The following is a 23457-nucleotide window of genomic DNA, read 5'->3' on the forward strand; positions in this document are numbered from 1 at the left end:
TGCACGACCCAGCTTGACCCGAACGCGGTGCCGGGATGGATCCGGTTCACCGCCTGAGTCCTGGAGAAGGCGAGGACTTGAGCATGGGATCCACTTCCGGCGTAGGCCATGGCGAACTGATCAGGCGGAGTGCGACCGCCGCTCCGGCCCCGGCGACTGTGGTGCCGGCATCGCTCAGCTGATCACCGGAGCCGCACCGCGGCTCCGAGACGGCGACAACGCCCCCCGTGCGGCCGGCGCAGGATCGGTCCGGCCACGGCGGGCGCACACGCAGCACACCCGTACAGAGCCAATCGATCAGTGAGGATGCAGAGATGACCATTCGTGCCGGCTCTCTTGACAGGCGGACGCTCCTGCGCGGGGCCATCGCCACCGCGGCGGTGGGATCGTTCGCGGTAGCGTGCAGCTCTCCCTCCAGCAAGGACGGCGACGGCGCCGGCGGCCCGAAGGGCGAGAAGAGCGCCACGAACCCGTTCGGCGTCGCCGCGAACTCCACGGTCGAAGCGGCCATCTTCGACGGCGGCTACGGCACCGACTACGTCGACTACACCAACCAGGTGCTCGGGAGCCAGGTCAAGGGCCTCAAGGTCAAGGTCGACCCGGTCGTCGACATCGCCCCCCAGCTCCAGCCCCGCTTCGTCGGCGGCAACCCGCCGGACCTCATCGACAACTCCGGTGAGGACCAGATCGGCTTCCTGGGCATCCTCGACCAGTTGGAGGAGCTCGACGACCTCTTCGAGGCCAACACCTACGAGGGCAAGAAGATCGCCGACATCGTCTACCCCGGTGTCAAGGCCCCCGGCACGTTCAAGGACAAGTTCGTCGCTCTCAACTACGTGATGACCGTGTACGGCGTCTGGTACTCGAAGACGCTCTTCGAGGAGAACGGCTGGACCCCGCCGAAGACCTGGGACGAGGCGCTCGACCTCGGCCAGCAGGCGAAGAAGAAGGGCAAGTACCTCTTCGTCCACGGCAAGGAGGCGGCGACCTACTACCGCACGCTCCTGATCGACTCGGCGATCAAGGAGGGCGGCGACGAGGTCCGGCTCGGCCTGGAGAACCTGGAGAAGGGCTGCTGGTCGCACCCGGCCGTCCAGGGCGTCATCAAGGTCATGGAGACCATGGTCAGGCAGAAGATGTTCGTCCCCGGCGGCTCCGGCACCCAGTTCCAGAAGGCGCAGGCGATCTGGAGCAACGACCAGAAGGCGCTGCTCTACCCCTCCGGCGGCTGGATCGAGAACGAGATGAAGAAGGCCACGAAGGCCGACTTCCAGATGACCGGCTTCCCGTCGATGACGCTCACCGACAAGCCGGCGCTGCCCTGGGAGTCGCTCCGCGCGGCCGCCGGCGAGCCGTTCATCGTGCCCCGGCAGGGCAAGAACCCGGCCGGCGCCAAGGAGGTGCTGCGGGCGATGCTGTCGGAGAAGTCGGCCGCCAACTTCTCGAAGACGAAGCTGGCCCCGACGATCGTCAAGGGCACCGTGCCCGCAGACGGTTACGGATCGACGGCCCTCGTCTCGCAGACGACGATGCTGGAGGCCGCGGGCACCAACATCTTCAACTACATGTTCGTCGAGACCTACGGGATGAACACCGACCAGTTGGTGCCGTGGAACTCGTTCCTCGCCGGTGACCTCGACGGCAAGGGGCTGACCTCGGCCCTGCAGAGGATCTCCGACAAGGTCCGGGAGGACGACTCCGTCGACAAGGTCAAGGTCAGCTAGCACCGCGATGAAGGACACGATCCCCACTGCCGGAACCGCGAGCCGCCGGCCCGAGCCGGCCGCTCGCGGTGGGCGGCCACGGCGCCGCAAGCTCACGTTCGACCGGGTGACGTTCTTCCTCGCGTTCCTCGGTGTCCCGCTGGCCATCTTCGTGATCTTCGTCCTGATCCCGTTCGGCCAGGCGATCTTCTGGGCGATGACCGACTGGCGCGGCTTCAGCCCGGACTACAACTTCGTCGGCTTCGACAACTTCACGAAGATGTTCCAGGACGACATCTTCCTGAAGGCGTTGCGCAACGTCGCACTCCTCGCGGTCTTCGTGCCGCTGGTGACGCTGACGCTCGCCCTCGGGGTCGCCGTGGCCATCACCCTGGGAGGGCCTGGGAAGGGCCCCGTCCGAGGGATCCGGGGAGCGTCGTTCTACCGGATCGTCTCGTTCTTCCCCTACGTCGTGCCGGCGATCATCGTCGGTCTGATCTGGGCGCAGATGTACGACCCGAACGCCGGGCTGCTCAACGGCGTCCTCACGGGCCTCGGCCTCGACCGGTTCGACACGTTCGCGTGGCTGGGCGAGAAGGCGACGGCGATGCCGGCCGTGATGTTCGTCATCATCTGGGGACTCGTCGGGTTCTACGCGGTGCTCTTCGTCGCCGCGATCAAGGGCGTTCCCGCCGAGCTGTACGAGGCGGCGAGGATCGACGGGGCCGGCCGGCTGCGCACCACGATCTCGATCACCCTGCCGGCGATCCGGGACAGCGTGCAGACGGCGTACATCTACCTGGGCATCGCCGCCCTCGACGCGTTCGTCTACGTGCAGGCGATGGTGCCGAACGGCGGCCCGGACAACTCGACCCTGACGATCAGCCAGCGTCTGTTCAACGTCGCCTTCGCCAAGCAGCAGTTCGGCTACGCCACCGCGATGGGCGTCGTCCTCGCCGTCGTCACCCTGGTGTTCGCGGCGCTGGTGTTCCTCGTCAACCGCCTCACGGGCGGCGGCGAGGGCGAGAGCAAGAGGAAAGCACCTGGGTCCGCAGCTCGGCGTGCCGCAGCCAAGGGAGGTGCCGGGTGAGCGTCATCGCCGCCGACCGGAAGCCGGCCAGTGACCGTGAACCGGCGAGAGACCGGAGGCTGACGCGCGTCGCCGCGGGCAGCGACCGCAGATTCGCGGCGATCTCGCACGCCCTGCTGATCCTGTGGTCGGTGATCGTGATCGTGCCCATGCTGTGGGTGCTGATGTCGTCGTTCAAATCGACCGGCGAGATCCTTTCGTCGCCGTTCTCGCTGCCGGATCACTGGCGGATCGAGAACTACGCGAACGCGTGGACCGACGCGAACATCGGACGGTATTTCCTGAATTCCGTGATCGTCGTGGTCTCGGCACTGATCCTGGTGATGCTGCTCGGCGCGATGTGCGCCTACATTCTCGCCCGGTTCGAGTTCCCCGGCCGCCGGCTGATCTACTACGTCATGCTCGCCGGCCTCACTTTCCCGGTCTTCCTGGCGATCGTTCCGCTTTTCTTCCAGCTGCAGAATTTCGGGCTGCTGAACACGCGTCCAGGACTGATCCTCACCTATGTCGCGTTCGCGCTGCCGTTCACGATGTTCTTCCTCTACGCGTTCTTCCGGTCGCTGCCGCACGACGTGTACGAGGCCGCGTTGATCGACGGTGCCGGGGACTGGCGGGCGTTCTTCCAGGTGATGCTGCCGATGGCCCGTCCGGGCATGGCGGCGGTGGCGATCTTCAACTTCCTGGGCCTGTGGAACCAGTTCCTGCTGCCGGTGGCGCTCAACACCGACCAGGACATGTGGGTCCTCACCCAGGGCATGGCCGCCTACGCGTCCTCGCAGGTCTACGACATCGACTACGGCGCCCTGTTCGCGGCGATCGTGATCACGGTGGTGCCCGTACTGATCGTGTACTGCGTCTTCCAGCGGCGGATCGCCGGTTCGGTGTCACAGGGAACCTTCCGCTGAGACCACCGCCGCTCCACAGGGGCGACGCCCACCGCCGCTCCACCCGTCGTACACAGGGGTCCGGCCCCGGAGAGACACCTCTCCGGGGCCGGACCCCTGTGACGCACCGCACGTAGTCGGCCGGACACGGCCTGGAACCGATTTCTGTCAAGGTCTTGACGGCACTGGGCGATTCAGCGGAGCTTGGACTTCATAACTTGTACAAGGCCTCGTCACCCAAGGTGACGCGGGCCAGGGATGAGGGTGAGAGTCAATGGAGACTCCGGGGTCGCAGTCGTCGCTGCACCGAGCCAACCTGGAGCGGGTCGTCCGAGCAGTACGTCTTGCGGGTTCCCTGACCCAGGCGGAGATCGCGAGGACGACCGGCCTGTCCGCGGCCACGGTCTCCAACATCGTCCGGGAACTGAAGGAGAGCGGTACGGTCGAGGTCACCCCCACCTCGTCGGGCGGACGCCGGGCCCGCAGCGTATCGCTGAGCGGGGACGCCGGCATCGTCATCGGGGTCGACTTCGGGCACACCCACCTGCGGGTCGCCGTCGGCAACCTCGCCCACCAGGTGCTGGCGGAGGAGTCCGAGCCGCTCGACGTGGACGCCTCCTCCTCCCAGGGTTTCGACCGGGCGGAACAGCTGGTCAACCGGCTGATCGAGGCCACCGGCGTGGACCGGTCCAAGGTCGCGGGCGTCGGTCTCGGCGTGCCGGGACCGATCGACGTGGAGTCCGGCACCCTCGGGTCCACCGCGATCCTGCCCGGCTGGTCCGGGACCCGTCCCGCCGAGGAGCTGCGGGGGCGGCTCGGCGTGCCGGTGCACGTGGACAACGACGCCAACCTGGGCGCCCTCGGCGAGATGGTCTGGGGGAGCGGCCGGGGCGTGCGCGACCTGGCGTACATCAAGGTCGCCAGCGGTGTCGGCGCCGGCCTGGTGATCAGTGGGAAGATCTACCGCGGCCCGGGCGGCACGGCGGGCGAGATCGGACATATCACCCTGGACGAGTCCGGTCCGGTCTGCCGCTGCGGCAACCGCGGCTGCCTGGAGACCTTCACGGCCGCGCGCTACGTGCTGCCGCTGCTCCAGCCCAGCCACGGCACGGACTTGACCATGGAGGGCGTCGTGAGGACGGCCAGGGACGGTGACCCGGGATGCCGTCGGGTGATCGCCGACGTGGGCCGCCACATCGGCAGCGGTGTGGCCAATCTGTGCAACCTCCTGAACCCGAGCCGGGTCGTGCTCGGCGGCGACCTCGCGGAGGCCGGGGAGCTGGTCCTGGGCCCCATAAGGGAGTCCGTGGGACGCTACGCCATCCCCAGTGCCGCGCGCCAACTCTCCGTCCTTCCGGGGGCACTTGGGGGTCGCGCCGAGGTGCTCGGCGCCCTCGCGCTGGCACTGAGCGAGATGGGCGATTCGACCCTTCTGGACGGAACCGCGACGGGGTCCCTCGCCGCGTCCACACCTGCCTTCACTTAGAGAACGGATGGCACCGTTGCCATCTCGTTAAGGATTTACTTCTTGACGTCGCACGTGCGGCCGAGTTGACTTCCAGCCACCTCGGCCGCAACGACGCGGCCTCGTCAGGGAGGTTTGTAGAAGTGAACACGCGTATGCGTCGTGCCGCCTTCGCCATCGCCGCGGGTGCGATGGCCGTCTCGCTCGCCGCCTGTGGCAGCGCCGCCGAGTCCGGCGACAAGAGCGACTCGGGCGACTCCGCCGCCAAGGGCGACAACATCAAGGTCGGTCTGCTCCTGCCGGAGAACCAGACCGCGCGGTACGAGAAGCTCGACAAGCCCTTGATCGAGAAGAAGGTCAAGGAGCTCACGAACAACAAGGGCGAGGTCGTCTACGCCAACGCCAAGCAGGACGCCAGCCTGCAGAACCAGCAGGTCGACACGATGGTGACCAACAAGGTCGACGTCCTCATCGTGGACGCGGTGGACTCCAAGGCCATCGCCGGCTCCGTGAAGAAGGCCAAGGACGCGGGCATCCCCGTCGTGGCCTACGACCGCCTCGCCGAGGGCCCGATCGACGCCTACACGTCGTTCGACAACGTGACCGTCGGCAAGACGCAGGGCGAGGCCCTGCTCCAGGCGCTGGGCGACAAGGCCAAGAGCGGCCAGATCGTCATGATGAACGGCTCCTCCACCGACCCGAACGCCGCCATGTTCAAGCAGGGCGCGCACGAGGTCCTCGACGGCAAGGTCAAGATCGGCCGCGAGTACGACACCAAGGAGTGGAAGCCCGAGAACGCCAACGCCAACATGGAGGGCGCCATCTCCGCCCTCGGCAAGGACAAGATCGTCGGCGTCTACTCCGCCAACGACGGCATGGCGGGCGGCATCATCACCGCCCTCAAGGCCGCCGGCCTGAAGAACATCCCGGTCACCGGCCAGGACGCCGAGCTCGCGGGCGTGCAGCGCATCGTGACCGGTGAGCAGTACATGAGCGTCTACAAGCCGTACCCGCAGGAGGCGAACGTCGCCGCGGAGATGGCCGTCGCGCTGGCCCAGGGCAAGTCGCTGGACTCCATCGCCAAGGACAAGGTCGACAGCCCCACCGACAAGGGCATCCCGTCGGTGATCGTCCCGGTCGTCTCGCTGACCAAGGACAACATCAACGACACCGTGATCAAGGACGGCATCTACACCGTCCAGGAGATCTGCACGGACAGGTACAAGGCCGCCTGCGACAAGATCGGCCTCAAGTAGGCGCAGTCCCGCATCCCGTGACCGAGGGGAGTCCGCAGACCCGGACTCCCCCGACGGGACGACTGCCCAGCGCTTCCGCCGGCGCCCCGCACACACCAGCCCCGCAAGCTACGCGGGGCGCCGGACGGAACACCCCCCCAAATTCCTTGCACAACCTCCCGCCGGGTCAGGCGGCGAAGGAGATGGTTCACGTGTCCGCTACGCCCGTGCTGGCGTTGCGCGGGGTCTCCAAGCGGTTCGGTGCCGTCCAGGCGCTCACCGACGTCGAGCTTGAGGTCCACGCCGGTGAAGTGGTCGCCCTGGTGGGCGACAACGGCGCCGGAAAGTCCACGCTGGTCAAGACGATCGCCGGCGTGCATCCCATCGATGAGGGCGTCATCGAGTGGGACGGCAAGGCCGTCCAGATCAACAGGCCGCACGACGCCCAGAACCTGGGCATCGCGACGGTGTACCAGGACCTCGCGCTCTGCGACAACATCGACGTCGTCGGCAACCTCTACCTGGGCCGGGAGCTGCGCAGGCGCGGCGTCCTGGACGAGGTGGAGATGGAGCGCCGCTCCCGCGAGCTCCTCGACACCCTGTCGATCCGCATCCCCAGCGTCCGCATCCCGATCGCCTCGCTGTCCGGTGGTCAGCGCCAGGTGGTCGCCATCGCCCGGTCCATGCTCGGCGAGCCCAAGCTGGTCATCCTGGACGAGCCCACCGCCGCCCTCGGCGTCGAGCAGACCGCGCAGGTCCTCGACCTGGTCGAGCGGCTGCGCGAGCGCGGCCACGCGGTCATCCTCATCAGCCACAACATGGCGGACGTGAAGGCCGTGGCGGACAAGGTCGCCGTCCTGCGCCTCGGGCGCAACAACGGCATCTTCGAGGTCAAGTCGACCTCGCAGGAAGAAATCATCTCCGCCATCACGGGCGCCACGGACAACGCCGTGACCCGTCGTGCGGCGCGCACCAATGGGGAGATCAAGAAGTGAGCACCGAGAAGACCTCCACCCCCACCGCCGAGGACCACTCCGTGACGAACCCCGGCGCGGCCGCCAAGGCCGTCACCGCGGTCGACCCCCGGCTGCTGGTGCGCGAGCAGGGCCTGGCCGGCTACTGGAACGAGTTCAAGCGGAAGATGAAGGCGGGTGACCTCGGCTCCATTCCCGTGGTGATCGGCCTGCTGGTCATCTGGGCCATCTTCACCAGCCTGAACGGCAACTTCCTCACCGCCGGCAACTTCTCCGACATGTCCGTCGCCATGGTCGGCACCGGCATGATCGCCGTCGGCATCGTCTTCGTCCTGCTGCTCGGCGAGATCGACCTGTCGGTCGGTTCCGTCAGCGGTGTCGCGGGCGCCATGTTCGCCGTGCTGAACATCACGCACGGCATGAACGAGATACTCGCGCTCGTGCTGGCGATCCTCACCGGCACGGTCGCCGGCGCGATCCACGGCTTCTTCTTCGCCAAGATCGGCGTCCCCGCCTTCGCCGTCACCCTGGCCGGCCTGCTGTTCTGGCAGGGCTTCATGCTCCAGGTCCTCGGCAGCAACGGCACCATCAACCTGGACTCCGAAGGCCTGGTCGTCAAGCTGACCAGCTACTACTTCAGCGACGTGGCCGCCGCGTACGGTCTGGCGCTGTTCGCGACCGCGGCGTACTTCCTGTCGGCGTTCTTCGACAACCGCCGCCGTGAGGCCGCCGGGGTGCCCTCCCGCCCGCTGAACGAGATCATCGTCCGGACGGTGGTGCTCGCGGTCCTGGCCTTCGCCGTGGCGATCGTGTTCAACCAGTACAAGGGCCTGCCGCTGGCCGTGGTGATCTTCCTGGCCTTCCTGGTCCTCACCGACTTCGTGCTGCGCCGCACCTCCTACGGCCGCAAGGTGTTCGCGCTCGGCGGCAGCGTCGAGGCGTCCCGCCGTGCGGGCATCAACGTGGAGATGGTCCGGATCTCGGTCTTCGCGATCGCCGGCACCTTCGCCGCGATGGGCGGTCTGTTCGTCGCGTCGAAGATCGCCTCCGCCAACCAGGGCGCCGGTACCGGTGAGTTCCTGATGAACGTCATCGCCGCCGCGGTGATCGGTGGCACGTCGCTCTTCGGCGGTCGTGGCCGCACGTGGAACGCGCTGCTCGGTGTGATGGTCATCGTGTCCATCCAGTACGGGCTGGCGCTGGAGGGCATCGCCTCTCCGGTGCAGTACATGATCACCGGTGGTGTGCTGCTGGCGACGGTCGTCATCGACGCCGTCACCCGCAAGACGCAGAAGAGCGCCGGGCGGGCTTAGCCCTGGTCGCCTGGCCGCGGGCCGGTTCGTGGCTGGTCGCGCCCACGCGGCGGAGCCGCATGTCGACACCGTCCCGCGCCCCTTTCGGGTGTGACCGTGCCCGGTGCCTTCACAGGTGCCGGGCACAGTCGTGTCGTAGGGGCGTCTCATGGGGGTACTGCCCGAACGGGTGATGTACGACGCACCGCCCTGGGAACGATCGGTTGAGCGGAAGATTAGACTCGACCCGCCCGGCAACAGCTCGATCAGCTCTACTGCAAGGAGGCACGGGTGCCGCTGCTGACCCGCATCAGGGGACCGCGCGATCTGGACCGGCTCACCCTGGAGGAGCTCGACCAGCTGGCCGGGGAGATCCGGACCTTCCTCGTCGACGCGGTCTCGAAGACCGGCGGCCACCTCGGCCCCAACCTCGGTGTGGTGGAGCTCACCATCGCCCTGCACCGGGTGTTCGAGTCCCCGAAGGACAAGGTCCTCTGGGACACCGGCCACCAGTCCTACGTGCACAAGCTGCTGACCGGCCGGCAGGACTTCTCCAAGCTGAAGATGAAGGGCGGCCTGTCCGGCTACCCCTCGCAGGAGGAGTCCGAGCACGACGTCATCGAGAACAGCCACGCCTCCACGGTGCTCGGATGGGCCGACGGCATCGCCAAGGCCAACCAGCTCATGAAGCGGGACGACAGCCACGTCGTCGCGGTCATCGGCGACGGCGCCCTCACCGGCGGCATGGCCTGGGAGGCGCTCAACAACATCGCCGACGCCAAGGACCGTCCGCTGGTCATCGTCGTCAACGACAACGAGCGCTCCTACTCGCCGACCATCGGCGGCCTGGCGAACCACCTGGCGACCCTGCGCACCACCGACGGCTACGAGCGCTTCCTGACCCGCACCAAGGACCTCCTGGAGCGCACCCCGGTCGTCGGCCAGGCCCTCTACGACACCCTGCACGGCGCGAAGAAGGGCCTGAAGGACTTCATCGCCCCGCAGGGCATGTTCGAGGACCTCGGCCTGAAGTACGTCGGCCCGATCGACGGACACGACATCGAGGCCCTGGAGTCCGCGCTGGCCCGCGCCAAGCGGTTCAACGGCCCGGTCATCGTCCACTGCATCACCGAGAAGGGCCGCGGCTACCAGCCCGCCCTCCAGGACGAGGCGGACCGCTTCCACGCCGTCGGCAAGATCCACCCCGACACGGGCCTGCCGATCGCCACCTCCGGCGCCGACTGGACGTCCGTGTTCGGCGAGGAGATGGTCAAGCTCGGCGAGGAGCGCGAGGACGTCGTCGCCATCACGGCCGCCATGCTCCAGCCGGTCGGCCTGGACAAGTTCGCCAAGCGCTTCCCCGACCGCGTCTACGACGTCGGCATCGCCGAGCAGCACGGCGCCGTCTCCGCCGCCGGCCTCGCCCACGCGGGCGTGCACCCCGTCTTCGCCGTGTACGCCACCTTCCTGAACCGCGCCTTCGACCAGGTGCTCATGGACGTGGCCCTGCACAAGTGCGGCGTGACCTTCGTGCTCGACCGCGCCGGCGTCACCGGCACCGACGGCGCCTCCCACAACGGCATGTGGGACATGTCGATCCTCCAGGTCGTGCCCGGCCTGCGGCTCGCCGCCCCGCGCGACGCCGACCAGGTCCGCGCCCAGCTCCGCGAGGCCGTCTCCGTCGAGGACGCCCCCACCGTGGTGCGTTTCTCCAAGGGCGCCGTCGGCCCCGCCGTGCCCGCCGTGGGCCGCGTCGGCGGCATGGACGTCCTGCGCGAGCCCGGCACCGACACCCCCGACGTGCTGCTGGTCTCCGTGGGCGCGCTCGCCCCGATGTGCCTGGAGATCGCCTCGCTGCTGGACCGCCAGGGCATCTCCACCACCGTCGTCGATCCGCGCTGGGTCAAGCCCGTCGACGAGGCCATGGCCCCGCTCGCCGCGAAGCACCGCGTCGTCGTCACCGTCGAGGACAACTCGCGCGTCGGCGGCGTCGGCTCCGCGATCGCCCAGGCGCTGCGGGACGCCGGGGTGGACATGCCGCTGCGCGACTTCGGCATCCCGCCGCGCTTCCTCGACCACGCCTCGCGCGCCGAGGTGATGGCGGAGATCGGGCTGACCGCCCCGGACGTCGCCCGTCAGGTCACCGGCCTTGTGGCCCAGCTGGACGGCCTCCCCCACTCTCGGCTCCGCTCGAGCGGGGGGACCCCCGCCGAGCGTTCCTCCGCGGACGCCGTCGACTCGGTGGAGCCCGCCAGGGACTGACCCGCCGTCCGCGCGCGACCCGCCGTCACCGGTCCGGCCGCGCGCACGTGGTCCGAACGGGCCGCGCGTGCCACTGTGAAGTGTGGCGCGCGCGGCCCGTTCGCGTGAAGGCGCCCGCGCCGGGGCAGACGAACCACGCCCCCTCTCGATCATGTCGAGGACGACAAGCGTGGGAGGTACCCGTGACAAGCCCCCTCTTCCGGACGAAGAAGGTAGAGCAGTCCATCCGCGACACCGAGGAGCCCGAGCACGCCCTCAAGAAATCCCTGTCCGCGCTGGATCTGACCGTCTTCGGCGTCGGTGTCATCATCGGCACCGGCATCTTCGTCCTCACCGGCACGGTCGCCAAGGACAACGCCGGCCCGGCCACCGCCCTGGCCTTCGTGGTGGCCGGTGTCGTCTGCGCGCTCGCCGCGCTCTGCTACGCCGAGTTCGCCTCCACCGTCCCCGTGGCGGGCTCCGCGTACACGTTCTCGTACGCCTCCCTGGGCGAGCTGCCGGCCTGGATCATCGGCTGGGACCTGGTCCTGGAGTTCGCGCTCGGCACGGCGGTGGTGGCGGTCGGCTGGTCGGGTTACATCCAGTCGCTCATGGAGAACGCCGGGTGGGAGATGCCCGCCGCGCTCGGCAGCCGTGAGGGCTCCGACGTCTTCGGCTTCGACATCCTCGCCGCCGTCCTGGTGCTGGTCCTCACCGGCATCCTCGTCCTCGGCATGAAGCTGTCCGCCCGGGTCACCTCGGTCGTCGTCGCCATCAAGGTGACCGTCGTCCTGGTCGTGATCATCGCCGGAGCCTTCTTCATCACCGCCGACAACTACGACCCGTTCATCCCGGACGCCCAGCCCGTGCCTGCCGGTGAGAGCCTCGACTCCCCGCTCATCCAGCTCATGTTCGGCTGGGCCCCGGCCAACTTCGGCGTGATGGGCATCTTCACGGCCGCCTCGGTGGTGTTCTTCGCGTTCATCGGCTTCGACATCGTCGCCACGGCCGCCGAGGAGACCCGCAACCCGCAGCGCGACATGCCGCGCGGCATCCTCGGGTCGCTGTTCATCTGCACCCTGCTGTACGTCCTGGTGTCCATCGTCGTCACCGGCATGCAGAACTACCGGGACCTGTCCGTGGACGCTCCGCTCGCGGACGCGTTCAAGGCCACCGGGCATCCCTGGTTCGCCGGCTTCATCAGCTTCGGCGCCGCCGTCGGCCTGACGACCGTCTGCATGATCCTGCTGCTCGGCCAGACCCGGGTCTTCTTCGCGATGAGCCGCGACGGGCTGCTGCCCCGGTTCTTCTCCCGGGTCCACCCCCGGTTCAAGACCCCGCACCGGCCGACCATCCTGCTCGGCGTGCTCATCGCCGTGCTGGCCGGCTTCACCCCGCTGAACGAACTGGCCGCGCTGGTGAACATCGGCACGCTGTTCGCGTTCGTCATCGTCGCGATCAGCGTGATCATCCTCCGCCGCACCCGCCCCGACCTGCACCGCGCGTTCCGCACCCCGTGGGTGCCGGTGCTGCCGATCGTGTCGGTGGGCGCCTCGCTGTGGCTGATGCTCAATCTGCCGGCCGAGACGTGGGTCCGGTTCGGCGTCTGGATGGCGATCGGCGTCGTCGTGTACTTCCTGTACAGCCGCAGCCACAGCCGCCTGGCGCGCGGCGAGGGGTCGGAATCCCCGGCTCCGCCGAAGCCCTGACGCGGCGCGCGCTCCACGGGCCTCCGGCCCCGCCTCCCGGACGTGCCGGGAGGCGGGGCCGGAGTGTGAGCGGGAACAGTCTCCGCCGGGCGCGCCGGTGCGACCGGGGCTCCGCGTCCGTGTGACGCGGGGCACGAGGTGAGCGCGGCTCGATGCCCGGAGGGGAGCGTCCGGCCCGTGACCGGTGGTCAGTCCGGGCGCGGCGCGGGCCGCACCGTACGCGGCCCCGCGACCTCCGCCCCCAGCTCCGTCACCCTGCGCCGCAGTTCGCGGTCGGCCGTGACCACCAGGACCGGCCGCCGGCCCGCCTCCGCCACGAGGTCCACCATCCGGTCGTCCCCGCTGCCGGGAGCCGGGTCGACCCGCACCCCGGGCACGGACTCCACGCCCCGGGCGGCGCCCTCCACCACGAGGACGATCTCCACCGGGCCCGGGAGGCCGGGCAGCCCGTCGGCGGCCAGCCGGTCCCGCAGCCGCTCGGCGGCGCCCCGGCGGTCCCGCCACCACCCGTCGGGCACCGACCCCACGACGTTCGCGGCGTCGACGATCACGAGCAGGGAACCGGCCTCTTCCATACGGTCAGGGTCCCACGCAAGCCCGGGCAATCCCCCCGCGGGGGAGGCCGTACGGCGGGATCCCCGCGCCCACGGCACGGACCGCAGTGCGTAAGGTGAACAGGTGAACGGCGACTGGCTTCTCCGCGGCCGCGACGGCCGCCTCACCGTCTATCTGAAATCGGACGACGCCGTCCTGTGCCGCGCGGAAACAGCTCCCGGCGGCCCCTGGGAGCCCTTCCGCCGGGCCGGCGGCGACCTGGGGCTCCGGCAGGGACCCGCGGCCGTGGGACAGGGCGCGGACGGGTACGCGCATCTGGCCGCGTGGCGGCAGGCAGGGTCGGGGGAGTCCCGGCTGGTGCACTGCACGCACTTCCGCCCGCTGCTCGCCCCGCTCGACTGGTCCCCGGTCGGACACCCCAACGGCAAGGGCGACCGAACGGGCACGCCCGCCGTGGCCGTGGACGACCGAAGGCGCGCGTACGTCTTCGTGCGCAACGCGGGCGGCGGGGTCAGCCTGCTGGTGCAGAAGGAGCGGGGCGGCTGGTACCCCTGGCGGGACCTGAAGGGCTCCGGCGTCCAGGACCAACTGGTCGCCGTGAGCCGGGAGTCGGGCCTGGTCGAGGTCTACGCGTCCACGCCGGACCGGATCCTGCACTGGTGTCAGGAGGAGCCCGGCAGGACGCCCACCTCGGGCGAGACGGCGGACGTCGCCGCCCGCCCCGGCACCCTGCGCGGGCTGCGCACGTCCGCCGAGCGGACCACCCTCTTCTTCACCGACCAGGAAGGGGAGTTGTGCGCCTGGCGTCCCGGCGGCAAGCCGGTGCCGCTGCTCCGGGCGGCGGGCCCCGGCCCGGTCGCGGCGGTGCGCTGCGAGATAGACGGGCACGACTGCACGGTGCTGGCGCAGCGCTCGGCGAGCGGCCGGGTGGCGTTCGCGGCGTACCCCACGGAGCAGGAGCAGGCGGGCGCCTGGTGGACCGAGTCCGGCCCGCCCCTCCCGTCCACGGCGGAGGTGGCCCTGGCGGTCGACGCCCAGGGCACCCTGGTCGCGGCCACCCTCGACCCCGCGACGGCCACCCTCCGCGTCACCCGGCGCAAGGAGGAGGCGGGGCTGGCGCTGGAGGGGTGGCGGGAGGTCTGAGCGCCTGGAGGGGCCGGCCCCGCAGCCCCCGCATCCCCGGACGGACCAGTTCCACACGGAGGCCATGCGCCGAAGGGGCGCAGGCGGAGCCGACGGACGCACCAAGTACTACCGGTGAACCGTGCACATATGATGTGCAAAATGCCGAGGTTCCGTGTCGGTGGCGCGGCGGGCTGCAGGAAGGTTTCACCAGGCGATGGGGAAGAGGCCGACACGTCTCACGGGTACTCCCGGCAAGGGCGGGCGCAACACTGGTGAGCACTCCGGGCCCGCCGTCGGAGCGGCCAACGGGCAGTGGCTCACCCGGGGCAAGGACGGCAAGCTGACGCTGTACGCGCTCGCTCAGGACGGCGTGGTGCGCTGGTCGGAGACCAGCGTCGGAGGCCCGGACTGGACGGGCCCGCAGGTCGTCCCGGCCCCCGGCCTCACACATCTCACGGTGCTCCAGGGAGCCAACACCTACGTGCACTTCCTCGGCCGCAGGGAACGCGTCGGCGCCGACGGCGCACGGAGCGCCGATCTCGTGCACGCCGTCCAGTACCAGACGGGCCTCGCCTTCTCCGACTGGCGTTCGCTCGGCAACCCGTACGCGGACGCCTCCGCCGCGCCTGCCGCACCGGCGGGGGCCGTCGCACGGGACGGCAGCGTGCACGTCGTCGTCCACGGCGACCGGGGCGGACTGCGACTCCGGCGCGAGGCGCCGAACGGCAAATGGCGGAACTGGGAGGTGCTACCCGGAGGTGCCGTCCACCACCCGCCCGCGGCGATCGCGCTGACCGACGGGCGCGTCGAGATGTGCGCCGCCGCGGAGACGGGCGTGCTGGTCTGGCGACAGGCCGAACCCGGCGGTGACTTCGCCGGTCCCCGCGCCTTCTCGCTGCAGCCGGAGCCCGGCACGGTGGCGGCTCTTGAGACGGGCCCCGGCCGCGCCACGTTCTTCTGGACGGACGCCGAGAGCGACGGCGCCACGGCTTGGCGGGTCGGCGGCTGGCCGGCTGCCCTGGGCGGCACCCCGGCCGACCGTCCGTACGCGGCGCTCCGCACCACCATCGACGGCTACGACTGCGTCGTCCTCGCCTACCGCAGCCGTGGCGGTGCCGCCGTGCTCGGCACGGGTGGCGCCGAGCAGGAGGGCGACGGGTTCTGGTGGTACGAGCTGGCCGAGACAGGCCAGGGCGCCCCGGCCCTGACGCTGGACGGTCGGGGCCGTGTGGTGATGGCCCTGATCGGCGCCGACGGGCGGCCGCGGGTCGCCCGGCAGGGCGACGGCGAAGGCCTCGCGCTCACACGCTGGACCACGCTCGAGAGCTGAACGGCCTCGCCGCCGGGACGCCGTGGAGGGTCACCCGCCCGTGGCAGGCGACTTCTTCGCGGACTCGGGGATGTCCGAGTCGGTGCGGACGGCCTCCCACAGCTGTTCGGCCTGGGGCTGGGCGGCCACGACACGGTTCGGGTCGACCTTGTCGTACGCCACCGGGAGCATGATCGTTTCCATGGTGGAGGGGTCGACCCCGTTCATGCTGCGCGCGAACTCGGCCAGGCTGGTCAGCGAGGCCAGTTCGGCGTCGGTGGTCAGCGCCGACGTCAGAGTGTCGGCGATCTTGTAGGTCTTGGTGGGGCTGCCGAACAGGTCCTGCCGCTTCACCTCGGACAGCAGGGCCAGCATGAACTGCTGCTGTAGGCCTATGCGGCCCAGGTCACTGCCGTCGCCGATGCCATGCCGGGTACGCACGAACGCCAGGGACTGGGTGCCGTCCAGCTTGTGAGTGCCGGCGCTCAGGTCCAGGCCGCTAGATTCATCCTTGATGGGCTCGTCGACGGTCACGGTCACGCCGCCGATCGCGTCGACCAGTCCCTTAAAACCGGCGAAGTCGATCTCCATGTAGTGGTCCATTCGGACACCGGACATCTTCTCCACCGTCTTGACCACGCAGGCCGGACCGGCCGTGGAGTAGACGGAGTTGAACATGACGCGGTCGGCGGCGGGCAGGGTCGAGCCGTCCGACTTCGTGCATTCCGGGCGCGTGACGAGCGTGTCGCGCGGGATGCTCACGGCGACGGCCTCGCTCCGACCCTCAGGGATGTGTACGACCAGCGCGGTGTCCGACCGGGCGCCCGGCACGTTGCCAACGCCCAGTTCGCCGTTCTTGCCGGCGCGTGAGTCCGAGCCGAGGACCAGGAGGTTCTGCCCGGACGTGGGCAGTCTCTCCGGGCGGTCGTCCCCCAGCGCCTCGTCCAGGTCGAGGCCCGTGATGTTGCCGTTCAGGCCGCTGTAGACCCAGTAGCCCGTGCCGCCCGCGGCGAGGAGGAGTACCACCAGCGACAGCAGGACGATGCGGCCCCAGCGGCGGCGGGGCCGTTCGGACCTGCGGCGTCCGCCGCCGTCCTCCGGCTGGGCATGCCGAGACTCCGTGGTGGTGCTGTGTGCCATGTGTGCGGTTCCTCTCCTCGCGGGCTCCGCCCAGCGGAGTGGCAGGGCCCGGGTGGGGGGAGGACCGGCCCACTGATGCGATCACGTCAGAGGGAGAACTATAAACAGCGGTTCCTGCCGCGTGGCCAGTGGGGTTGTCCCGCATCAGGACGTTGAGTGCACGGTGAACCGGTCTTGACCTTGTTTAAGGTTGGCCTAAGATGTGCGCATCCTGTGACTACACGGTCAAGCGTTTTCACAAGGTCGACAGGTGTCGGATCGGCGTGGCGGCAGTGTGTGCGTCGGCCGCGTGACGGGGTGGGCGTCCAGTGCGGGCTGCTGATGTCCGATGGGCGAATTGTCTTGGTAGGAGTACGAGTTGGTGGTTCGGCCGCGCCTGAGTGTCGTCGTGCCCTTTCAGGACGTCGAGGCCTATCTGGCCGAATGCCTGGAGTCGATCGCACGCCAGTCGTTCCGCGACTTCGAGGTCGTCCTCGTGGACGACGGGTCCACGGACGGTTCGGTGCGGATAGCCGGCGACTTCTGCGCGGCCGACCCGCGCTTCCGGCTAGTGCGCCAGCACGCCCACGGCCCGGGCCACGCCCGTAACGTGGGGCTGCGCAACACCCACCCCGCGTCGGAGTTCCTGGCCTTCGTGGATGGTGACGATGTCATCCCCGAGTACGCCTACGAACTTCTCGTGCGCACCCTCGAGGAATCCGAGGCGGATTTCGTCTCGGGCAACGTGCAGATGATGAACTCCACCAAGAAGTGGCAGTCGCCCCTGCACAAGAGCCCGATGCAGAAGAACCGCCGCGGCACGCACATCACGAAGTTCGATGCGCTGATCTACGACCGCACTGTCTGGAACAAGCTGTTCCGCCGCTCTTTCTGGGACGCCCGCGCCATCAGGTTCCCCGAAGGCGTGATGTATGAGGACTCGTGGGTGAACATGTACGCCCACTTCAGCGCCACGAAGGTCGACGTCATATCGGACGTCGTCTACTTCTGGCGTCGCCGCGAGGGCGGTGCGGCGCCGTCCATCACCCAGCGCCACTCGGAGCTGTCGAACCTGCGCGACCGGGTCGCGGCGGTGAAGTCCGTCAGCCGCCTCCTCGGCGAGCAGGACGCCGAGGTGTACGCGCAGAGCAAGCGGAAGTACGACCTCGCCTGCCTGAAGTCGGACCTCATGCTGCACCTGAAGGTGCTGCCGGACGCCGACGAGGAGTACCGCGACTCGTTCGTGCAGTGGGCCAACGAGTTCCTGGACGAGACCGATCTCACCATCATCGACGAACTGCCCGCGGACGCCCGCGTCAAGTGGCTGCTGGTGCGCGAGCGGTGTCTGGCCGAGCTCCTCGAGGTCATCGAGTTCGAGCGCCGCGGCGGTCCCATGCCGGTGCAGCGGCGGTTCCGGCGCTATCTGAACTACCCCTACCTCGGTGACAGGGCGGTGGGTCTGGACAAGAAGGCCTATCGGCTGGACAAAGAGTTGTCCCTCCATGGCGGTCTGTCGGACGCCCGGTGGGACGGTCAGGCCGACACGCTCGTGCTGTCAGGAACGGCCTACGTCCGCTTCATCAACGTGCACAAGAAGCACATGTCGGTCAAGGCGATCGCCCTGCGGAACAAGAAGCAGGGCCGCATGCTGGTCACCCCGGCGAAGACGGTCTATGCGCCGCGTGCCACCGAGGACAGCAAGCAGAATCGTTACTGCTACGACTGGGCCGGATTCGAGTCGCGGATCGACACCACGCGTCTCAAGCGCAAGGGCCAGTGGGTCGAGGGCACCTGGGACGTGGCCGCCGGCGTGCTCAGCCGCGGACTCTTCCGCTACCGGGGCATCGACCGTGGGGGCGCGGGCTCCGCCGCCAACCCGCCCTACCGGTACGTGGACAAGAACACGCGGGTCCTTCCGGTCTTCGTCCAGGGCAAGCTCAAGCTCCGCGTCGAGGTCGTGCGCTGCCGCATCACCCAGCACCGCCTCGTGGGCGACCAGCTGGAGCTGCGCGGCGTCTACCTCGGCCCCAAGGTGCCGGAATGGGGCAAGTTCCGCGTCACCAGCCTGAACGGAGCCGGCCGGCACGACGCCCGGGTGTCCTTCACGCCCGGCGGCGACGGATGGTGCACCTTCTCCACCAGGGTCCCGCTCAGCAGCCTCGTGCCGAAGTCCCGTGCGCACGCCGCGACGGACGCGGACGTCCCGCAGTCCTGGGGCATGGGCAGCAACGGGTGGAAGACGACCTTCCATGTCGAGGGCCGCAAGATGACCATGTACCCGGTCATGGCGGAGGAGGCGACCGACGGGCACTACCGCATGCCCGCGTCGCTCCAGACCGGGGAGGGCGACCGCGAGGTCGTCGTCCACCGCAACGGGTCCGGGTATCTCGTGCTCTTCGAGCGCGCCACCCTGCCCGTCGCGACGCTGTGCGAATGGCACGAGGACGGATCGCTGGAAATCCGGGGCCGCTACACGGCGGCCGACCGGCTGGCCGAGGACCAGTACCGGGCCGCACACATAGTGGTCCGTTCGCGTGCGCACGGTGCGGAGCGCGCCGTGCCGCTGACCTGGAACGGCTACGAGTTCCGCTCCGTGCTGACGCCCGCCGCCATGCAGACCCTGGCCGGGGACATCCCGTTGGCGTCCGGGCGGTGGGACTTCTTCCTGCGCCGCCAGGATCTGTCCGCCGTGGCGCGCGAGGACCGCCTCGAGGACCTCATGGTGAAGATCGACCAGGACCTCGTCAGGTCCTTCCCGCTGGAGTACGAGCGCAGCGAACGCCGCTATGAGATGCAAGCCGAGGCCTGGGACAGGCTGTCGTTGCTCGTCCACTCGGCGATGCCCGACCACGCCCGCGGTCCGTACCGGCAGAAGCTGCTGCGCACCAAGGCCTACCCCGACGCCCGCCGACAGCCGGTGCGCGACGCCGTGCTGTTCGACGCCTTCAAGGGCACCCAGTACTCCGACAGTCCCCGTGCCCTGCACGAGGAACTCGTGCGCCGCCGCGTCGGCCTCGAACACCTGTGGGTGGTGCGCGACGACCAAGTGCAGGTGCCGCCCACGGCGACGCCCGTCCGCATGTGGTCGCCGGAGTGGTACGAGGCCCTGGCCACCAGCCGGTACGTCGTCGCCAACAACCACCTCCCGGACTGGTTCAAGAAGCGGGACGGCCAGGTCGTCGTGCAGACGTGGCACGGTACGCCCCTCAAGAAGATCGGCCACGACATCGAGTCGATCCACTTCGCCGACCAGCGCTACCTGGAGCGCGTGGAGAAGGAGGTGCAGAACTGGGACATGCTCGTGTCGCCCAACAGCTTCTCCACCCCGATCCTCAAGCGGGCCTTCGGCTTCCCCGGCGAGATGGTGGAGAGCGGCTACCCGCGCAACGACATTCTGCGCCGGCCCGGCATGGAGGCGAAGGAGCAGCAGATCCGCCGAAGGATCGGTCTGCCGAAGGGCAAGCGGGTCGTGCTGTACGCGCCGACCTGGCGCGACGACCAGTTCTACGCGCCCGGCAAGTACAAGCTCGACTTCCGGATCGACCTGGAGGCCGCGCGTGAGCAGCTCGGGCCCGACCACGTCCTGATGGTGCGCCGCCACCCCAACGTGGTGGACCCGGTCCCGGGCGCGGGTGACGGCTTCGTCTTCGACGTCTCCGACTACCCCGACATGGCCGATCTGTCGCTCATCACCGACGTGATGATCACGGACTACTCCTCCCTGATGTTCGACTACGTCAACACGGGGCGGCCCATCCTGTTCTTCACCTACGACCTGGACCACTATCGCGACACACTGCGCGGCTTCTACTTCGACTTCGAGAGCAGCGCCCCCGGACCGCTCCTCTACACGTCCGAGGAACTGGTTGCGGCCATCCGCGACATCGACCGTATCCAGGACTTCTACGCCGAGCGCTACGAGTGGTTCCAGCGCGAGTTCTGCGACCTGGACGACGGGTACGCCGCCGCGCGGCTCGCGGACCGGATGCTCGTCGCGGGCGGAGACCTACGGTCCGAGGCGGCGCGGGCGCCCGCGGTCGGCACCGTCGACGTGCGGCAGGCGGGGCGTCCGATGACTCCCGTGCAGCGGGGCAAGCCGCAGTGGTTCACCGGGCGGCATCCGTCGACGGGTCTGATGGGGGCGGTACCCTCCCAGTCCTCTCCGGGGCAGCACACCCCGCCCGCCGACGACCGGAATCACCAAGGCGTGATCGTGTGACCCCGACGGCTCCGCTCGGTGCCGTATTCGGCGGGCCGGGCGGCAGTCACCGCCGCGCCGCCTCAGCCGACGCGGCTGTCGACCTGGATCACCAGGGCCCGGTGGTCGGAGACGCCTGTGTCGATGACCCGGCACCCGGTGCGGAGCAGCCCGGTGAAGAGGTAGTCCAGCTTGTGCCGCGAGTCGTGGGTCGCCCGGGCCGATCCCTCGTCGCACTCCCGATGTGTGCCGTACGGCCGTTCCGGCCAGACCCAGGAGTCCGGGTTGTGTTCCCCGGGCGGGACCACGTTGAGGTCGCCGCCGTACACGGTCCGCCGCTCGGGCACCGCGTCCGCCAGCGCCGCCAGCTGATCACTGCGGAAGTCCCGCTCCGCAGGCGGGTGTTCGCCCCCGTGCGGGGTGAGATGGGCGGTGCACACCGTGACGTTGTACGCCGCGACGAACGCACAGAGGATGCCGCGCTGCACCCCGGTATCCGGCTGCGGCGAGGACACCGCGCGCACGTCCGTCAGCGGGTACGCCGACAGCAGGGCGTAGCCGGCGTCCCCTCGGCCGGACGCACCGCAGCGGACCGTGGATCGGTGCCCTTCGGAATCTCGCCGCGTGTAGGGCTGGAACGCCGAGTGCCACGACGGCCCGAGGACGTCGCGCACCGCCTCCACATCGGCCGCGCAGGTCTCCTGCAGCAACATCACCCGGGCGCCGGACTCGGTGGCGAGCCGTTCCATCTGCTCCCGCTTGGCGTCACTGTCGCCCGTTCCCGCGCAGTTCCACCGGGGCACCCCGCACATGTTCCAGGTGGCCACGGTGAGAGGACCGGCCTCGGTGAGAGAGGGGGCCGTCCCGGTCCGCCCGTCTCCCGACATGGCGAGCCCCGCCAGGGCGACCGCCGGCAAGAGGGCGGCGAGCAGTCGCCGTCCCGGCGCGCGGAACACGGGAGCGGGGCGTCGGAGCATCCCGCCATCATGACCGATCCACCCATGACCAGCCAAAACACGCAGCATCCCTGAAAGTGGAGTCCGTACCATGTCCAAGGCACCTTCGACCGGGCGGCCCCTGCTCAACGGGATCGAGGCCTCGGGGACGTTCCCCGTCGAGTACCGATTTGCCCATGCCAAGAACGGCAACCGGCACCTCGTCGTCGTCTTCGCCAACTTCTCCGCGCCCGACGACTACGGATGGTCCAACGGCGTGTTCGACAACGTACGCGCCAACATTCTCTGGATCCGTGACCGGTTCGACGGGACGAACAGCTACTACCTGTGCAAGGAGATGGACTACTCCCTGGAGCAGTCCGTCGCCACCCTGATCTTCAACGTCATGGAGGCGCTGTCGCTGACTCCCGCCGATGTCACCATGTGGGGCGGCTCGAAGGGGGGGAGCGCAGCCCTGTACTTCGGGCTGCGCTACGGCTTCCGGAACATCGTCTCGATCGTGCCCCAGTTCCTGATCGGAACGTACGTGAGCACCGTGCGCCCGAAGGTCGCCGCGTACATGCTGGGCGAGGGCGTACCGCAGGAGAACGTCCGCGCACTGGACGCCCTCCTGCCGGATCTGGTGCGGGCCGAGGTCAACCGGGACGCCAACATCTACCTGCTCTCGTCGCCGCAGGACGAGCAGTACCCGGTGCAGGTGGAGCCGTTCCTCGGACTGTTCCGGAACTACGGCAACTTCAACTTCCTGTTCAGCGAGTCGCCGTTCATCACGGACCACACCCAGGTCACCCGGCGCAACGTCCCCGCCCTCATGGGCATCGTCAACCTGCTGGCCGACGGCACACCTCCCCGTCTGGGTTTCGTGCGCAACGGCTACGAGGAGCCCGACCGGGACAGGTCCGCCATCGACGCGTACCTCGCCTCGACGTCCCAGCTGAAGGGCCAGGAGACCTTCCCGTCGCCCATGGTCCGCACCCCCGCCTTCAACGAGGAGGTCCCCGTCTCGGCGGTGCGTCTTGCCGGTGTCGCGCCGGGCGCCGTGCGGGTGAGCCTGTGGGAGAACGGCAAGTTCCTGGCCTCGCCGCCCGTCACCCCCGACGGCAGCTGGTCTTGGGAGGCGGACAACCCCTGGAAGAAGGGCAAGCACTTGGTCCGGCTGTTCTCCGTGGACGCGCAGGGCTTCCACTCCGAGCGGACCGAGGTCTCCTTCGTCGTCGTCGACGCGCCCGTGATGCCGCGGGGCGGCGGGGCGCCTGCGGGCGACGGCGCGGCGCCGACGGTGACGGTGCCGGGGGTGCATGAACAGGTCATGGACGCCCGCGTGGTGTTCAGGGGGTCCGCTCCGGGCGCGGCGCAGGTCGGTTTCCGTGAGAACGGTGTGCTCCTTGGCGGCGCGATGGTGGCGCCCGACGGGATGTGGTCCTGGGACTCCGGCTGGGCGTGGGGTGAGGGCGCCCACTTCGTCGAGGTGTTCACCGTGACCGCGAGCGGCGCGGAGTCGCCGGCCACCCCGGTTCCCTTCACGGTCCTCGGCTTCTCGGCGGGAGCTTCCTCCCCCCTCTCCTACGACGGCGCACGCTGACACTGACGACGAAGGGGCCC

At 69.4% G+C, this 23457-nt stretch carries 16 protein-coding genes; 13 read left to right on the forward strand and 3 right to left on the reverse strand.

Annotation, left to right across the window (positions count from 1 at the left end):
* Positions 1-380: 380 nt before the first annotated feature.
* The 9 genes from ngcE (at position 381) to MTR79_RS09310 (ending at position 12593) form a co-directional block, all read left to right on the forward strand.
* Positions 381-1724 carry an N-acetylglucosamine/diacetylchitobiose ABC transporter substrate-binding protein gene (ngcE, locus tag MTR79_RS09270; protein ID WP_220450258.1) on the forward strand — a complete coding sequence of 448 codons (1344 nt, stop codon included), beginning with the start codon at positions 381-383 and terminating at the stop codon, positions 1722-1724.
* 7 nt (positions 1725-1731) lie between these two features.
* The gene (locus MTR79_RS09275; protein ID WP_086698665.1) at positions 1732-2793 is read left to right on the forward strand and encodes a sugar ABC transporter permease; all 1062 of its coding nucleotides are present in this window, start codon (positions 1732-1734) and stop codon (positions 2791-2793) included.
* Positions 2790-3698: a carbohydrate ABC transporter permease gene (locus MTR79_RS09280; protein WP_048456038.1), complete on the forward strand. Its 909-nt coding sequence runs from the start codon at positions 2790-2792 to the stop codon at positions 3696-3698. The genes MTR79_RS09275 and MTR79_RS09280 overlap by 4 nt, the downstream gene beginning before the upstream one ends.
* 253 nt (positions 3699-3951) lie before the next feature.
* Positions 3952-5163 carry an ROK family transcriptional regulator gene (locus MTR79_RS09285; protein ID WP_244789728.1) on the forward strand — a complete coding sequence of 404 codons (1212 nt, stop codon included), beginning with the start codon at positions 3952-3954 and terminating at the stop codon, positions 5161-5163.
* 134 nt (positions 5164-5297) lie between these two features.
* The gene (locus MTR79_RS09290) at positions 5298-6398 is read left to right on the forward strand and encodes a sugar ABC transporter substrate-binding protein (RefSeq protein ID WP_048456036.1); all 1101 of its coding nucleotides are present in this window, start codon (positions 5298-5300) and stop codon (positions 6396-6398) included.
* Positions 6399-6580: 182 nt separating this feature from the next.
* Positions 6581-7372 (forward strand): ATP-binding cassette domain-containing protein, encoded by a 792-nt coding sequence (locus MTR79_RS09295; protein WP_048456135.1) that lies wholly within the window; start codon positions 6581-6583, stop codon positions 7370-7372.
* Positions 7369-8664, forward strand: a complete 1296-nt coding sequence (locus MTR79_RS09300) for a sugar ABC transporter permease (protein ID WP_122213968.1) — start codon at positions 7369-7371, stop codon at positions 8662-8664. Before MTR79_RS09295 ends, MTR79_RS09300 begins: the two co-directional genes overlap by 4 nt.
* A 270-nt stretch (positions 8665-8934) precedes the next feature.
* Entirely contained in the window at positions 8935-10905 is a 1971-nt protein-coding gene (gene dxs, locus MTR79_RS09305) for a 1-deoxy-D-xylulose-5-phosphate synthase (RefSeq protein WP_086698659.1), read from the forward strand.
* Positions 10906-11087: 182 nt separating this feature from the next.
* Positions 11088-12593, forward strand: a complete 1506-nt coding sequence (locus MTR79_RS09310; protein WP_086698658.1) for an amino acid permease — start codon at positions 11088-11090, stop codon at positions 12591-12593.
* Positions 12594-12781: 188 nt separating this feature from the next.
* Here MTR79_RS09310 and MTR79_RS09315 read toward each other — a convergent pair whose 3' ends face one another.
* The gene (locus tag MTR79_RS09315) at positions 12782-13168 is read right to left on the reverse strand and encodes an NTP pyrophosphohydrolase (RefSeq protein ID WP_086698656.1); all 387 of its coding nucleotides are present in this window, start codon (positions 13166-13168) and stop codon (positions 12782-12784) included.
* Between the two features lie 103 nt (positions 13169-13271).
* Between MTR79_RS09315 and MTR79_RS09320 the strand changes: the two genes are divergently transcribed.
* Entirely contained in the window at positions 13272-14291 is a 1020-nt protein-coding gene (locus MTR79_RS09320; protein ID WP_189363398.1) for a hypothetical protein, read from the forward strand.
* A 196-nt stretch (positions 14292-14487) separates the two neighbouring features.
* Entirely contained in the window at positions 14488-15603 is a 1116-nt protein-coding gene (locus MTR79_RS09325) for a hypothetical protein (RefSeq protein ID WP_244789729.1), read from the forward strand.
* A gap of 30 nt (positions 15604-15633) precedes the next feature.
* Here the strand turns inward: MTR79_RS09325 and MTR79_RS09330 are convergent, their stop codons facing one another.
* Entirely contained in the window at positions 15634-16722 is a 1089-nt protein-coding gene (locus MTR79_RS09330) for an LCP family protein (RefSeq protein ID WP_086701025.1), read from the reverse strand.
* Positions 16723-17083: 361 nt separating this feature from the next.
* On the opposite strand from MTR79_RS09330, the gene MTR79_RS09335 reads away from it, so the two are divergent.
* Positions 17084-20920 (forward strand): bifunctional glycosyltransferase family 2 protein/CDP-glycerol:glycerophosphate glycerophosphotransferase, encoded by a 3837-nt coding sequence (locus tag MTR79_RS09335; RefSeq protein ID WP_280518312.1) that lies wholly within the window; start codon positions 17084-17086, stop codon positions 20918-20920.
* A gap of 62 nt (positions 20921-20982) precedes the next feature.
* On the opposite strand, the gene MTR79_RS09340 is transcribed toward MTR79_RS09335, so the two are convergent.
* Positions 20983-21876, reverse strand: coding sequence for an endonuclease/exonuclease/phosphatase family protein (locus tag MTR79_RS09340; protein WP_244789731.1), 894 nt, complete (start codon positions 21874-21876; stop codon positions 20983-20985).
* 70 nt (positions 21877-21946) lie between these two features.
* Here MTR79_RS09340 and MTR79_RS09345 point away from each other — a divergent pair, with 70 nt between their 5' ends.
* On the forward strand, positions 21947-23437 hold the full coding sequence (locus tag MTR79_RS09345) for a hypothetical protein (protein WP_244789732.1): 1491 nt from the start codon (positions 21947-21949) through the stop codon (positions 23435-23437).
* Positions 23438-23457: the final 20 nt, after the last annotated feature.

The sequence above is a fragment of the Streptomyces sp. BJ20 genome (assembly GCF_022869105.1).
GTDB lineage: Bacteria > Actinomycetota > Actinomycetes > Streptomycetales > Streptomycetaceae > Streptomyces > Streptomyces griseoincarnatus.

Coding starts and splice junctions, on each gene's coding strand:
- MTR79_RS09275 (WP_086698665.1), top strand. CDS start 1,732: ATGAAGGACACGATCCCCACTGCCGGAACCGCGAGCCGCCGGCCCGAG.
- MTR79_RS09285 (WP_244789728.1), top strand. CDS start 3,952: ATGGAGACTCCGGGGTCGCAGTCGTCGCTGCACCGAGCCAACCTGGAG.
- MTR79_RS09290 (WP_048456036.1), top strand. CDS start 5,298: ATGCGTCGTGCCGCCTTCGCCATCGCCGCGGGTGCGATGGCCGTCTCG.
- MTR79_RS09295 (WP_048456135.1), top strand. CDS start 6,581: ATGGTTCACGTGTCCGCTACGCCCGTGCTGGCGTTGCGCGGGGTCTCC.
- MTR79_RS09315 (WP_086698656.1), bottom strand. CDS start 13,168: ATGGAAGAGGCCGGTTCCCTGCTCGTGATCGTCGACGCCGCGAACGTC.
- MTR79_RS09325 (WP_244789729.1), top strand. CDS start 14,488: ATGGGGAAGAGGCCGACACGTCTCACGGGTACTCCCGGCAAGGGCGGG.
- MTR79_RS09330 (WP_086701025.1), bottom strand. CDS start 16,722: ATGGCACACAGCACCACCACGGAGTCTCGGCATGCCCAGCCGGAGGAC.
- MTR79_RS09340 (WP_244789731.1), bottom strand. CDS start 21,876: ATGCTCCGACGCCCCGCTCCCGTGTTCCGCGCGCCGGGACGGCGACTG.
- MTR79_RS09345 (WP_244789732.1), top strand. CDS start 21,947: ATGTCCAAGGCACCTTCGACCGGGCGGCCCCTGCTCAACGGGATCGAG.